The 15,311-nt window shown below is 44.3% G+C and carries 7 protein-coding genes; 2 read left to right on the top strand and 5 right to left on the bottom strand.

Going from position 1 to position 15,311, the window contains the following annotated elements; translation table 11 throughout:
• Positions 1 to 27 precede the first annotated feature (27 nt).
• Positions 28 to 588: a DUF1697 domain-containing protein gene (locus M3636_RS01525; protein WP_251381086.1), complete on the top strand. Its 561-nt coding sequence runs from the start codon at positions 28 to 30 to the stop codon at positions 586 to 588.
• A 161-nt stretch (positions 589 to 749) separates the two neighbouring features.
• On the opposite strand, the gene M3636_RS01520 is transcribed toward M3636_RS01525, so the two are convergent.
• The 3 genes from M3636_RS01520 to M3636_RS01510 form a co-directional block, all read right to left on the bottom strand.
• A complete protein-coding gene (locus tag M3636_RS01520; RefSeq protein WP_251381085.1) occupies positions 750 to 2,987 on the bottom strand; it encodes a carboxylesterase/lipase family protein in 2,238 nt (745 codons plus the stop codon).
• A 944-nt stretch (positions 2,988 to 3,931) separates the two neighbouring features.
• Positions 3,932 to 5,635, bottom strand: a complete 1,704-nt coding sequence (locus tag M3636_RS01515; protein WP_251381084.1) for an AraC family transcriptional regulator — start codon at positions 5,633 to 5,635, stop codon at positions 3,932 to 3,934.
• Between the two features lie 3 nt (positions 5,636 to 5,638).
• Positions 5,639 to 5,836 (bottom strand): hypothetical protein, encoded by a 198-nt coding sequence (locus tag M3636_RS01510; protein WP_251381083.1) that lies wholly within the window; start codon positions 5,834 to 5,836, stop codon positions 5,639 to 5,641.
• A gap of 245 nt (positions 5,837 to 6,081) precedes the next feature.
• Between M3636_RS01510 and M3636_RS01505 the strand changes: the two genes are divergently transcribed.
• A complete protein-coding gene (locus M3636_RS01505) occupies positions 6,082 to 7,728 on the top strand; it encodes an alkaline phosphatase (RefSeq protein ID WP_251381082.1) in 1,647 nt (548 codons plus the stop codon).
• Between the two features lie 78 nt (positions 7,729 to 7,806).
• On the opposite strand, the gene M3636_RS01500 is transcribed toward M3636_RS01505, so the two are convergent.
• Entirely contained in the window at positions 7,807 to 12,138 is a 4,332-nt protein-coding gene (locus M3636_RS01500; protein ID WP_251381081.1) for a sigma factor-like helix-turn-helix DNA-binding protein, read from the bottom strand.
• Positions 12,139 to 12,153: 15 nt separating this feature from the next.
• Positions 12,154 to 15,291 (bottom strand): type I restriction endonuclease subunit R, encoded by a 3,138-nt coding sequence (locus M3636_RS01495; protein ID WP_251381080.1) that lies wholly within the window; start codon positions 15,289 to 15,291, stop codon positions 12,154 to 12,156.
• Positions 15,292 to 15,311: the final 20 nt, after the last annotated feature.

Raw genomic sequence — 15,311 nt, 5'->3', positions numbered from 1 at the left:
AATCATTATAGGAATGGAGATATGGATATGATCTATGTTGCGTTGCTGCGGGGTATTAATGTTGGGGGTAACAATAAAATTAACATGAAGCAGCTTAAAGAAACATTTGAGCAGGCTGGCATGCAACAGGTTCTGACCTATATCAACTCAGGTAACATTATCTTTGCTTATGAGCCTGAACTTGAAAATGCCAATACAGAGCTGGCACATATTCTGCAGGAAGCTATTGCCGCAGACTTTGGCTTGCAGATCCGAGTTGTGGTGCGAAATATCGAGGAAATGCACACAGTTATTACTGCACTGCCGGAGGAATGGACTAATGACGATCAAGCGAAGAGTGATGTTATGTTCCTGTGGGATGAGGTCAATGACGTGTCTATACTGGACAAGCTACCCCTCAAATCTGGCATTGGCACGTTAATCTATGTCTCAGGCGCCTTACTGTACAGCGTTAGTCGCGAAGATGCCACCAGAAGTGGAATGAATAAGCTGGCTGGTTCAGCTGTCTACAAACAAATGACCGTTCGCAATGTCAATACGACTCGCCAGATTTATACCCTAATGCTGGCTGCAAGCGAAAAGTCTTAAAAGCAGGAACACCAGTAACTCTTCAACGACGTTATATTGAAATAAGGAAGTTAGGTCGTGTCTGAAAAATCCCTAGAGACAACAGAAGGGACAAGAGATTAGCCCTCTTGTCCCTTCTGCTATTCATTTTTACAGTTCAGTCGCACACACTTAAAATCGTTTTATTCCCAGAAAAAACGGCCTGCGAATACTTTTTCCGTCAGCAGCTTGTACGTCTCTTCAGGCAATTCTTTTTTCATTTTCGCCATGACTGCTTCTTTGCCTTGATAGTACTGTGAAGACATGCCAATCTCAGCCTTTGTATTGCTCGCATCTAAACGCATGATTGGTGTCGCTGCATTCTTCGTCCAAGGTGTCCAGTCTTCGAGGTTGGCAGATCCGCCATCCCCAGGGTGCCCTGTATACAAGAACTGTTTCAGATATGCCGCCATAGCTGTGGACAGCTGGTCACGACCTGGTTTGTTCGTCTCACTAAAGTACCCTTCTGGGAAGTAAGCAGCTATACCAGCTGCATGCCCTGTGTAGAAGTCCATATCTGCGCCGTGAGGAGCACCAAGCAGCGTCTGCAAACGTTCCGAGATTACACCAGGCTGCGTACCCCACGCAAACCGATATGCATAAACGGAAGGCTGTCCTGCAACACTTGTCAGTCGCTCAGCTACCCGCTCTGCGTTAAAGCCGGCATATGCTTCACTACCGTATTGAATAGCGGCAGCGTATTGTTCCGCTTTCGTTTTATCTGTGAACAATGTTCCATCGTTAATCGATGGGGAGAAGTTCGGATCACCGAAGGCAAATGCCGCGAATTCGGTATCCAGACTACCCAGTAATACTGGAACTTTAGTGTAGTTCCCTTGCTCCAGAACTGAGAAGCCCTCTTTTGGAATGACTGTGCCATCACGGAACAAATGTGGGAATGGCTCCATCCGAATTGCCGTACCACCAAACACCTTAACCAGCTTGTCTGCAGGCAGTTCACGTAGATACGTAGCTAGCTGTTCCTTAGACTGCTTCGCAATCCATGCTTTAGCTTCATCGGGGGTAGTTGCTTTGCCTTCCTCTACCAGCAATTTCTCCAGAGCACTTTCCGACTTTTGCTCACCTGCTTCTGGTGCTGAAGTCGTTAATCCACCACTGAATGCAACGGCTTTCTGGAATAGCCCTTTTCCAAGTGGTGAGATAAGCGTAGCCAGCACATCCCGCGCTCCAGCAGACTGACCCGCCAGCGTTACGTTATCCGTGTCACCACCGAAGCCTTCGATATTATCCTGTACCCACTCCAATGCACGAAGCGCATCGAGCAATCCGTAGTTACCGGAATCATCCAGTGCATTACCTGTCTCCAGCGCTTCATTCTTGAAGAATCCAAGTGCACCTAAACGATAGTTTACCGAGATAATAATGCTGTTTGTATTCCGTGCAAGTTGTTCACCTTGGAAGTCCTTGCCTGATCCAGTCATGTTCCCGCCGCCGTGCAGGAATACCATTACCGGAAGTTTAGAACTCGTTGTATCGGGTCTCCAAATATTCAAATAGAGTGAATCTTCACTGCCTACCGTATTTTGCCCAGACAGTTGCAAGCTGTTGGCAGCAAATTCCTTCGCCTCACGTGTTCCCGTCCATGCTTTTGGTTCAACTGGCGCTTTCCAGCGCAGCTCTCCTACAGGTGGTGCTGCATAAGGTACACCCAGCCAGCCAAGTGTTCCGTACTGCTCATAACTCTTACCATCAATGGAGCCATATTTCGTCTGCTGAAGCGTTTGTGGCGTAAATCCTTGATCCTGCTTATGCTTCAGCCAGCTTTGTTCAAGGGTTCCACTCCCGTTCTTGAGTTGCACTTGCAAAGCCTGAGCTGTTGCCTCGGCCATTTGACGATTCGAGAGCGCCCCCTTGCCACCTTGGAGTGCTTTGATTCCTTTTGATGCCGCGAAGGATACTGCCTCACCTTGTTTATAATCTGTGCCAGCCTCATAACCAAGCGCCTTTAACAACAGTGTTGCATAATCTTCAGGCGTAAGTGTTGCATTGGGTTTAAACGCATTCGCTCCGTCAGCAATCCCCAAATAAGGGTGCTGCTTTAGATACCCAACCACAGGCTGTAGGAATTTCCCAGCTGATGCCGCATCTTCATACGTATCTGTGCCAGTATAGGCAAGCGCCTCTTTTTCCAATCCAGTCAAACGCAAGTACAGAACAGCAGCCTGAATACGTGTTGCTTTTTTGTTCAGATACGCTGCGTTAACCCCTTGACCATTCCCCTTAATTAATTGGGATGAGATCAGCTTGTCGATCGCTGCATTGGAAGCTGGAGTTGAAGCTCCGGCTGCATAGGCAGGCATTGCTGATAAACATAAGCCTAGAACGGTTGCTACCGCGATGGATCGTTTGATTTTTTTCATGTCGTAAATCTCCTCCCTGTCAGATAGTGTGTGATGGGATATACGATGGCACACCATTACGGATAACCATAGTATTCCAAACCAAGATCATCCTAAATCTCTGTCTGTGAACCGAAAATGTCCCCCTTCCGGTTATGATTCTGCTACGGCGTTTCAAGCGAAGACAATACCAACCAGGCGTTTATCTGTATAAAAAAACCTGAATCGAAGGCAAACAGACGTCGCTACAGCGTGTCTTCTGCCCTCAATTCAGGTTTTGCCTGTCTTCAGTAACAACCCTGAGAATATGAGGTCATTCAATAAAACATATATTCAACTTAAGTATGTTTACACTTGCCACTCCGTTGACAGAATAACGTTCCGATCGCTGTTATCCCCAGATTTTTTTATTCTCTTTTTGAAAGAGAAAATCCCGGGATAGCTTATGCTTCCGATGCAGCTTTCTTTCAGAAAGCTTTGAGGCGAACGCTTCGCTTCTTCACGTTATTTCTGTCCTCTCCGTTCTCGTGTAAAAGGTTTAGTTGAATATAAGTAAGCGTATTCAAAAACATAACAGGTATTGCCCGGAGTTGGTTACAATCCTGTTGTTATGGTGATGTTAGCACATAATGTAAGCGTTCGCAATATCTTTTTATTACATTTTATATTTTTTTTAAAACTTACCAGACGTACGAAAAATGTCTCTACGATATATCAGCTACGCTAAACGATTCGCTCGATATGATTTCTTCAATTATAGCAGCCCTTGACTCAATATAAGTCCCACCGCTAGACCCTCTTCTACATCTAGCTTTTCACGCTAAATCAATCATTAATTCTTGGCTTCCGCTCATAAAAAAGACTGCTCTTGAAGCAAATTCAAGTTGAATTCACTTTAAGAACAGACCAGGAAATTAAACATGTTTAACGGCATCTTTCAGACCCATGACCATGTATATAAAAAGTTATTTCTGTAAATGGGACACCTGTTCCATAAGAACATCAACACCTTTGTCCACCGTATACGGTCCGTAGTTCCAGAAGTCACGGGATACATTAATAATGCGCTTGTTCTTCACAGCAGGAATACTCTGGTACACAGGTTCTTTGAACAGATCCATCATCTGACCCATCTCTTCATCTGTCATCTGCGTGATAAAATAATCGGCTGGCTCAGCAGCGAGCTTCTCCAGAGATAACACCGTACCTCCGTCGGCAAAGGCTTTGTATTCCTCCGGCATATCGAAACCAAAATCTTCATAGATTAATTTGCCGAGTGTACCGCCCTCTCCGCCTAATAACACTTCTCCGTTGTACAACACAAAAGACATTGCAGTGGTTCCTGGTGCGATAGACATGCTGAGTTTACTCCGAATGCCGTCTAGCTTGGTTTCAAAAGTGGAAATCCATTGCTCCGCCTGATCCTTACGATCCATAATATCACCCATCGTCCGCAAGGTATTAATGACATCAGGGTCACCACCCCAAGCTACCGCTACAGTTGGCGCAATTCGTTCATAGGTTCCAATAACGTCTGAGCTTGTGTAATCGGGAACAATAATGATATCTGGCTCAAGTCCCACGATAACTTCTGTATTCCCGGTACCTGAACCAATATCAGTAACGTCCTTCATCTCTTCAGGATATTGATCCAACGTTTGTTTATCTACACCCGTAGGCGCTATACCCAAAGGTAAAAGATATCCCCCATAGGTTATGACAACTGGCTTAGTCGGTTGTATAGGTATGTTAACCTCTCTTCCCAGTGCATCTATATACATGCGGGTCGTTTCCTGAGGAGTTTCATCATTGACAGTCTGTGTTTGCGTCTCGCTGGCACCACAAGCAGCCAAGAGTAATGCTAGACTAAACAGGAAACTTACAGCTAAAGAAGGTTTAAAACGTACATTCAAATCATTCACGCTCCAAGTGTTGTATTGATAATGATTATCGTTATTAACAATATAACGTTGTCTTGAAGTGTCAGCAATGTACGATTGCGACCTATTATTGGTACGATTTGAACCTTGGATAAGATAACTATGCATCTTGAACTGCGTTGGCGTCTCTCCTGTCGTTTTTTTGAAAATCCGACTGAAATAATACAGATCCTTATATCCCACAGAATCGGCCACATCCTTAATCTGCACATCGGTTTCCATTAACAATATTCTGGCACGATTCATCCGTTTCTGGATGACATAGTCCATCGGACTACACCCATATTTACGCTTGAACACTCTGGCGAGGTAACGACTACTATAATGAAACATACTCGCCAGCGTCTCCATCGAAATCGGCTCTGCATAATGCTCCTGAATGTAACGGGCAATCTGTTCTGCAAGCTCGGGCTGAACCGGCATTTCATTCGATTGGCTCCATTGACGAAACTGCTCATAGACCCATTGATAGAAAAGCCCCTTCACCTGAAACCTGCTTAAATCATCCGTCTCTGTCCAGCCATGGTATATTTGCTCGGCGATGGAGACCAGAGTTAGAGGATATGAAGGTGCAAAATAATAATTCTGTAACAAGGGCTGCTGTGACCGCTTACCCTCATCATTACCGGGAGACACCCACCCGATCTGAGGTTTGTATAAAAACATATATACATCCATAATCTGACTGCCATTCTCTATGCTTAGTGATGTTCCCTTGCCACCATGCAACAACTATACACCTGATGTGTGCAACTCATCCTGACCAAGATAAATCACGGCTTCTCCTTGAAGAGTTAAGAGAAATACGCTGCAAGGAAGAACATAGGATTGAATCGTCTGTCCAGGCTGTAAGGCGAATTTACGAATATCCATGATTTTGATCGGAATGCTATTCCACGCCTGAATGACCGTAGCCAATTGTTCCTTCATTACAACACCCCGTACTTGTATAATTCACAGGAGCATACGTAAAAAAACACCCCTGCCCCGTATTTATCTGCACATTTTTTTCTTCTAAACATACAAAAGTGTCACATCCTCTGTCTAGTAAGTCCATACCAATTTAATCGTAAAATTTACATTTAGTTAATCTACAGGTAATGCTCATTTATCATTCATTGATTACACTTGGTTCTGGATACCAAACTATACATATATTATAGGAGGCTGTGTTCATGTTAACTCGCTTTAACGCTCGTGCAGCAAAAATGATGCTCGCGGTGACTACGATTGTAACCGCTACCCTCGGTGGAAGTAGTGCCGCTTGGGCTGTGGAGGACAGCACGCCCAGTGCGTCTCCAATCAAAAATGTGATTATCCTGATTCCAGACGGAATGGCTAATGATGCTACCGCTCTTGCTCGCTGGTACAAGGGTTCATCTCTTACACTGGATTCTATGGCAAGTGGTCTGGTACGTACTCACTCCGCGGATGCGCCGATTGCGGACTCGGCGCCAGCAGGAACAGCTTTTGCAACAGGCTACAAATCTCACACGGGTTACGTTGGCGTCCTGCCAGATAAAGCGACCATGCCTGGACAGAAAGCAATTGCACCAGGTGATGCCAAGAAGCCGATAGCCTCCATTCTTGAAGCATCCCGACTTGCGGGTAAAGCAACGGGAATCATCTCTACTTCCGAGATTATGCATGCTACGCCAGCTGATTTCTCGGCTCATTATCCAGATCGCAAAAACTACGACGCTCTGAGCAAACAACAGGTTTACAATGGTATGGACGTTGTACTCGGTGGCGGTAGCCGTTATCTTGAGCCTGCTGGTCGTCAAGATGGCGAGAATCTCGTCTCATCCATTAAAGCGCTGGGATATGATTATGTAACTACGCCTGAAGCAATGAAAGCATCTAACTCGAACAAGCTGTGGGGTATGTTTGCACCTGCAGGTATGTCTTATAATATGGATCGTGATCCAGCCAAACAACCAAGCCTTGCGGAAATGACTTCTAAAGCGATTGATGTTCTTTCCAAAGATGAAGATGGCTTCTTCCTCATGGTGGAAGGTAGTAAAGTAGACTGGGCAGCACATGCCAATGATCCAATCGGTATCATTAGCGATGTCCTTGCCTTTGATGATGCAGTGAAAACGGCTATGGACTTTGCCAAGTCCAATCAAGAAACCGTTGTTGTTGCAGTAACAGACCATGGTAACGGCGGACTTACCATTGGTAACAATGCAACCACAGGCACGTATGACAAAGAACCATTGTCCACCTTTATCGGACCTTTGAAAAAGGCCAAGCTGACAGGTGAAGGTGTCGAAGCGAAGCTGAATGCTAAGCGTACTAATATCAAAGCCGTCATGAAACAATACTATGGCATCTCCGATCTGACTTCAGAAGAAGTGAAAGCGATCAAAGAAGCTGATCCAGGTAGTCTCAACTATGTTGTTGGACCAATGATTAGTAAACGTGCGGGGATCGGCTGGACAACTGGTGGTCACACGGGTGGAGATGTCGTTCTGTATACGTATGCTCCAAACAATGACCGTCCATTTGGTGTGATCGACAACACCGATGTAGCGAAGTACATGGCTCGTGTGCTTAACCTTGATTTGGACAGCGTAAGCAAACAGCTATTTGTTCCTGCGAAGCAAGCATTTTCGGCTAAAGGTGCAACGTACAAGCTGGACCTTACGGATGCAAAGAATCCTAAAATCCTTGTAACAAAAGGTAGTACCAAGCTGGAACTGCAAATCTACAAAAACATTGCTCTTGTAAATGGCAAGAAAACAATGCTGGACGGAGTTATTGTGTATAATGGTGTTGATGCATTTGTACCACAAATGGCTGTTGATCTGATTCAATAAAAGTATAACCTGCTATGTATTGACAAGAAAAAGTCTGCCGAACTGTTCCATTCGGCAGACTTTTCCGTTTCCTCTTTTCTACTTGATCATCAAAACACCATCACGCAATTCAAAGGGAGCTACTCCACTTTCCAGAGCGCTTAAAGATTCGTATAACAACTTCCCATCCTTCGAATATCTCAACTCCGCGAGCTTTCGATAGAGTTCCCTTTCTGGTACATTCCCTTGGAAAGCATGCATGATAATATGCGTAATAAAATCCATCTCGTTCTGAATTGTAGCGGATTCTCTAGCCACGATAATTACATCATATGAACCAATCAGCAGAAACTGTTTGCTCTTCTTCAAAACATCAATTAACAGATCTTCACTCCAAGGTAATTGATCGGCTAATCGAGGTAATTGTTCCTGAATCATAAGCTCCAGAGATAAAATATAAGGTTTGAGTTCACCGTTAGACTTTCGGAGAGTTCGATGTACCCAGCTCATTAGTTTCTCTTCATGTTCTTGCTTCCAAGCCAAATTATTTTTATGGATGTATTCACCATTCTTGCCACGTGTGTAATAGAACAAGTCACGTGAGTTACTAAGGACAATATCCAGCGTGTTCTCTGTTGCACCTAACTCTTGCGTCAGCCAGTCCCAGACCTGACTTCTGGACACAATTCCACCTTGATCCAGAATATATTGCTCTGTCAGCATTTGAAGCGTAAGATTTTCAGACTCTTGATCTGCGACAGCAACAAGAGGATATCTTACGAAATTGAAGTTGGTTAGCTCTGCTTCCTCCGTCTGCAGCAGATCATACAACGTATACGTAGATTCAATGCCGTGCATCTTGCAATAATCCAACATTTCTTCATACAGACGTTTAATATGAACGACAGGAGCCTGTACTAACAATTCGTTTAATCTATTACTTAGGGGTAAGTACTTAGAAGAACTTAACGGGTAGAACTCCTTTAGACCAATCATCCCAAAGTCAGAACGTACAAAATCGCCATCCGTAGACAAGTTGAAGTCCAATGTAAACCATTTCCAGCCTCGACCGACAACAAATTCTTTCCTTAGTTGTTCTTTAGAAACTGCCGTGTTATGTTCTCTAATAAAGCTTTTTATCATTTCGGCGTTACTTAACTGGAATCCATCGTTCTCATGCCAAATATGCGGGAATTTACGAAGTTGAAGCCCCGATGAGCCATGCTTACGCAAGAGCGTATATAGTGCATATTCATTAGGCACTTGAGCATGAAGCAGTTCTGTTTCGAATTTGGTGAATATATGTCTTACGGTAATGGGACTCCTCACTTCCAGAAGTTTTTCGATTTCAATAGAAATCCCCCTAATGAGCGGTAGTTCGGGCTGAACATAGCTATGGTGTATATAAACTCCCCGGCCCCATAGATAGGCTGTATCTGCGTACTCATCGCGACTTACGACGGAAACGATATCCCGTTTTTTCTCAAAATCACCGGGCCACAAAGATTCAGCATTTTCTAACAGTTCGTCCACTCTCTTGTAGATTTCGATGCCTTCAGGGTACATTCGCAACAACATTTCTACTTTATCAGCCTTGGTACTGTTCGATAGTATGAAGTACCTATCATTGATTGAATGAATAGTGTCTTCTGCCCATATTTTCATCAATTGCACTGGCACATGATCATCAATGATCAGTCGTTCTAGAACTTCCTGTTCAATAGCAGCTTCAATCAATATTCCCTTGTAATTTTGTTTAAGCAGCCTAACTAACTGCTCCTTAAGAGCATCTGTCTTCTCTAATGAATGCGTCGTCCACCATCCATTGAAATGAGTGATACCGCTGATCTCTAACGATTCAACAATTAGGTCATTTTCGAAGGAAGACGCATCTAAACTAAAGTTGTAGAACCCATTCCCTCCACTAATTGCTGCTCGTAATTCACGTTCAATGAGGACCATATCTTCCTTTAACTTGGCATGCTGAGCCTTAATAATTTGTCTAGTCCGCTCTCGTGTAAACCCAAACTGTTGCCCTACCTCCTCAAGGGTTGGCTTTCTTTTCCCATTTTGATTCTGCCAACGATACCGCATAACTTCACGATTTCTGTCTTTTCCCCGACTTAAATCGTCACCATTGATCCAAGGCTGCCAAATGTCTGTCGTTCTCTGTATAGCTTGATCTAAGCGTTCCTCCTGACTAAGCAATTTCCATTGTTCATCCAGTAATTGCTGTTGTCTGATTTCGTTAAGTTTAGAGCACAAATGACGATAAAACTTGTCCACCATCGTAACACCCACTTGAGGCAAGGTTAACAACTTCTCGAACTTCCCAGGTAAAAATTCTATTGTATGTATACCTGATTGTTGTAACTCGAAGATCAGATTAGACAGACCTTTGTACATTATCTCATCTAATCTGGTATGCATTACAGCTTCATCAACGACATATTGCTCCATCTTCCACTGAATTAATCCTGTATTACCCACACGAGCATCTAGTTTAATTTTTTCAGAAACGACGCTGCCTTGTTCCGTTTCTGGTGGATTTTGATCATCGCTTCTTTGGATAAGACCGCGTAATTGATCATAGAACTTTTGAACAGCAGTGGAACCTACACCTTTGATTTTGGAGGGCAAGATAGATAGAACCTCTGGTAGTTCCTCTAATGTAACTATATTCCAATTTTCCTGAATGCCACGAATCAAGGATGCACATCCTTGAAATGACAAATCTCTAATTGGTTTACTTCTCAGATTGGCAGGGAGCAAGAGTTCCATTCCATTTAGCCGGAGGAACTTCTCCCCCTCATTTTCGGAGCTTTTAGCATGTACCTCGTTCAGCTTGTCCTCTACATGTTCCGCCTGTTCAACATTACGCAACACAGAAATAATTTCTTCATGGCCTTCTTTTAGCAACCATTTCAACGAGTATACAGGTATCCCACTTAGCTGGTCAGATTGGATGATCCCAAATCGTTGTAACATTCGACATGCATGTGGCGGAAGGATTTCATCAAGCGTAATTCCTTCCTTCAATATACCAATCGTTTCTCCCTGAGGTTCATGTTGTAACTTCAAGAATCTCCCGAGCTTATCCTCGAACTGAAAACCAAAAAACCATAATTGAACCATGACATCATGCAGCAGCTTTGATTGTTGATCATATAATTCAAGCAGCTTCTCCTCCGTCCATCCGCCGAACATCTCAATTCCATATGTCTCAGACAGATCGGCAAGCCTAGATGAAGTAAAACCTTTTATCTTTTGATGAATAAGCCTTTCCGGAACCTTGACTGAGCCATAGTGCTCCGTATTAGTAATGAATACTACTTCTTCTGTAGGTTGAATCACTGGAGATGGAGGTGGAACCTTCACATCAGAAATAGATTCTGACAACTGAGGAGCCGATTCTACTACTTCCCCAACCTCCACTACATCTATATCAGTATTTTGTAATACAGTTATCTCGCTCTCAGAACCAATACTCGTCTGATCTTCGTTACTTAACCAAGTAACCCAACGTTCAGCGGAAGGATTTTTCCCCATCATAAACCAAGCAGGTTTGCGTCTCGTCGAATTACTGCCATTTCGGGCGAATCGAAAGTAAATACCTTCTGCATTCCAGCGGTTAAGTATCTCTTTCAATTCCCAGCCACCAACGACCCATAACGCCCCGCCAAATGATCTCTTATCTACCAAATCGAGACTTTCCTGCCCGAGTACAACTGCTATTTCAAGTTTTCCGTTATTTTGAATTAGGATTTCTGCATATTCTTTCTTGGGAGAATGGATATTTTTTTCGTTAAAATGTGTAACTATGGATGGGCTCTTTTCCAATGTTGCTGCTAACTGTTTCTCCGATATTTGCACAAGCACTTCTTCAATACTGCGAAATTTCTCATCAAGCGTAGGGAGTAGCTTTGCTTCCAATTGATCTGCAATCACTTTCTGCATCATCTCTTGATCCAATGCAGGAGGAGCTTCGATCGGACGAACGATTGACTCTACTGGCTGCACAGGCATCTGGTAAGGTGGCAATTCAATTGCCACCGAACCGTACAATTCAACATACCATATCGCAAGTTCGAAGATATGCCGATGCGCTGTTAGAGCCGTATCTACATGAATTTCCCGGCTATCATGCGCAGCCGTATTTCCATTTTTACGGAGCCACTCGAATTTATCACGAATTGATTCAGAGATTAACCCTTCCCGTGCTAGCTTGTGCAAACGTTCAATCTGCTTAATTGCATAGACGGGCTCGACTTTTTCGTGTACGCTAACCGTTGTCGCCAAAAGTTCCGCATATAATCGTCCTTGCATAAGTGTTCCTCTTGGATTCAACCAAATACTATTCTCCGCCTCTTTGGCCAATGATGCGAGTTCCATGTTAAGCTCATTCAAAAAACGAAAGCCGGGTTGCGTCATATTGTTGAATCCCTCCTAGTAACGGTACTCCGTTGCAGCTTGACTGCTCATCGCTTCAGCCTGCTTCAGAACCATATCAATGGCAAGTTGCTCCAAATCAGGCGGATAACCGTATTTCTTAAGTAATCGTTTGACCGTTACTTTCATCTGAGCACGAACATTTTGTCTTAACGTCCAGTCCACACTAATGTTATTTTTTATCGCTTGTGTCAGTTCATGGGCAATCTGCTTTAACATAAGATCCCCCATTAATTCCTTAGCCGAATGGTTGGACGCTAGTGCATCATAGAATGCTAATTCTTCAGCAATCATACCCAGTTCTTCCCCACGCTGTACCTCACGATTTATATCCTTGGCCATTTGAATCAATTCTTCAATAATTTGTGTGGTTTCAACGGTACGATTGTTGTATTTACGAATAGACTCTTCCAGCATATCCGAGAACTTGCGTGCCTGAACTATACTCACCTTCTCAAACGTCTTAACCTTGCCTTGCAAAAGTCTCCGCAGTAACTCAACCGCTAAATTTTTTTGCTTCAAGCCCCGAACACTATCCAGAAAATCATCAGACAGAATGGCAATATTCGGCTTTTGTAGTCCTGCGGCTTCCAGTATATCCACAACCTCTTCGGAAATAATGGATTTAGAGATGAGCTGATTCAATTCTGCATCTAGTTCAGCCGTTGTCTTTTTCTTATTTTCGGTCGTAATCAGCTTCATGATCCCTGATTTGACCGCCTTCATGAAGCCGACTTCCACATTAACGGACTCCGCCTGCGGCGTGGTCGAGCATAAAGCATAGGCTTTGGACATCTCTGTGACCCAGTTCATAAAATCACGTTTACCTTCTTCGCCGAGACCAAGCACAAAATCTACTGTTTCTACAATGGCCCTCATCCGATCAGAGGCACGGAACGAGTTAAACTTGCTATAATCATGACCATGCAGCAGATCATGAATCAGATCTAACCGTTCCAGCATGTAGTCGATTGCCTGATCCGTATCAATCCCTGCCGTTTGACGATCATTCTCTGTATATTGCTGCAAGGCTGACTTCAACATATCCGCTATGCCAATATAATCAACAATCAGACCACCCGGTTTATCCCTGAACACGCGGTTAACACGTGCAATCGCCTGCATCAAGTTATGTCCCTTCATCGGTTTGTCGATGTACATCGTGCTCATGGATGGCACATCGAAGCCAGTAAGCCACATATCACGAACAATCACGATTTGCAGCGGATCCTTCAGATCTTTCATTCGTTTCGCAAAGTATTCCCTACGTCGCTTCGTGCCTATAAATGGCTGCCACTCTTCGGGATCGCTTGATGTTCCTGTCATGACAATTTTGATCTTGCCTTGGCTATCCTCATCGCTGTGCCAATCTGGGCGTAATTCAACAATGGCTTTATATAGATCAATAGCAATACGGCGGGACATGACGACAAACATCGCTTTCCCAAACATGCCTTGCTGCCGTTGCTCGTAATGAGCGACCATATCTCTGGCAATGGCTTTGACCCGATTCTCCGAGCCAGCAAGCGCTTCAAGCCGAGCCCATTTGGACTTTAGTCGCTCCTTTTGTGTTATTTCCTGGAACTCAGTGATCTCCTCATACGCTCCATCAACCAACGGACGCTCTGCTTCAGGCAAATTCAAACGAGCTACACGACTTTCGTAATAGATTTTGACCGTCGTTCCGTCTTCCACTGCACGTGTCATATCATAAATATCGATATAATCCCCGAACACCGCTGGCGTATTTTTGTCACTCAATTCAACCGGCGTTCCAGTGAACCCGATATAGGATGCATTAGGCAAAGCATCGCGCATATATTTGGCATACCCGTATTTCACATCAGCCTCGCCCGTCTTGTTGTTCGCCACCATCTCCGCCTGAAAGCCATACTGACTACGGTGAGCTTCGTCGGCTATGACAATGACGTTTTTGCGCGGGGTTAATTCGGGATACGTATCTTCGTCACCTTCGGTACTGAATTTATGAACGGTAGTGAAAATGATTCCACCAGATTCAACAGCAAGAAGTTCGCGTAAATGTTGCCGATCTGTAGCTTGCTTCGGAGTCTGACGCAATAGATCCTGTGACTTGCTAAACGTCGTGTATAGCTGTTCATCCAGATCGTTACGGTCAGTCACGACCACAATCGTCGGATTATCCATTGTCAGAACCAATTTACCAGCATAGAAGACCATAGATAAGCTTTTACCTGAGCCCTGCGTGTGCCAGATGACGCCGATTTTGCGATCACCCTCTTCTTCCGTTGCTCGCTCTGTGCTGGATATTGCTTTGTTTGTTGCATGGAATTGATGATATCCCGCCAAAATTTTAGTCACTTTCTCGCCGTCCGTCTGGAATAATACAAAATGCTTGATCAAATCCATCAGACGTTGTTTATCAAACATGCCTTTAATGAGTACCTCCAGCTGCGGCATTGAGGAAGGAGCGACGTCGCTTCCCTCAATCGTGCGCCACATCATGAAACGTTCGGCATCCGCCGTCAAGGTACCCGCTCGGGCATTCACACCGTCGCTAATGACCATAAACGAGTTATATGTAAATAGAGTAGGTATGCTGCTCGTGTAGTTCTGAATCTGGTTGTATGCTTCACTGATGCCTACTTCCTCGTTTGAGGCACTTTTTAATTCAATCACAGCAAGTGGGATGCCGTTCACAAAGACGATCAAATCCGGGCGTTTTTCACTATTTTCGATTACCGTATATTGATTGACGACAAGAAAATCATTCTCTCCCGCCCGTTCCGGTTCGGTTGCAAACAACCATACTTTGGCAACCTTACTTTCCCCTTTCACCGTTCGATACTCGGCATCAATACCATCCGTGATCATCCGCTGAAAAGCACGGTTATTAGTGAGCATGTTGGGGTTTTGCGGAATCTCCACAATCCGAATCGCCTCTTCGATCGCTTCGCGCGGCACACCCGGATTAATCCGGGTTAGTGCTTCACGTAGCCGTTCGCTCAAGATTACGTCACTGTACAGATAACGCTCCGGATATTCGCCTTCTGGCGAAATCTCCGGGCCATAGACCCAGTTGTAATTCAATTCCTGAAACCATTCAATCGCCGCTTGTTCCAAGTCGCTCTCTGTATAGGATGTTACATAGTACATGCCGCACCTCCTAAGCTGTT

Origin of the sequence: Paenibacillus sp. MER 99-2 (assembly GCF_023714095.1) — a bacterium.
Taxonomy (GTDB): domain Bacteria; phylum Bacillota; class Bacilli; order Paenibacillales; family Paenibacillaceae; genus Paenibacillus.
Note: the sequence above shows the minus strand (reverse complement) of the source record. Positions and strands in the feature narration are given on the sequence as shown.

Excerpts from the sequence above, each read along its gene's own strand:
- M3636_RS01500 (WP_251381081.1), bottom strand. The coding sequence starts at position 12,138 with ATGACGCAACCCGGCTTTCGTTTTTTGAATGAGCTTAACATGGAACTC.
- M3636_RS01505 (WP_251381082.1), top strand. The coding sequence starts at position 6,082 with ATGTTAACTCGCTTTAACGCTCGTGCAGCAAAAATGATGCTCGCGGTG.
- M3636_RS01525 (WP_251381086.1), top strand. The coding sequence starts at position 28 with ATGATCTATGTTGCGTTGCTGCGGGGTATTAATGTTGGGGGTAACAAT.
- M3636_RS01510 (WP_251381083.1), bottom strand. The coding sequence starts at position 5,836 with ATGAAGGAACAATTGGCTACGGTCATTCAGGCGTGGAATAGCATTCCG.
- M3636_RS01520 (WP_251381085.1), bottom strand. The coding sequence starts at position 2,987 with ATGAAAAAAATCAAACGATCCATCGCGGTAGCAACCGTTCTAGGCTTA.
- M3636_RS01495 (WP_251381080.1), bottom strand. The coding sequence starts at position 15,291 with ATGTACTATGTAACATCCTATACAGAGAGCGACTTGGAACAAGCGGCG.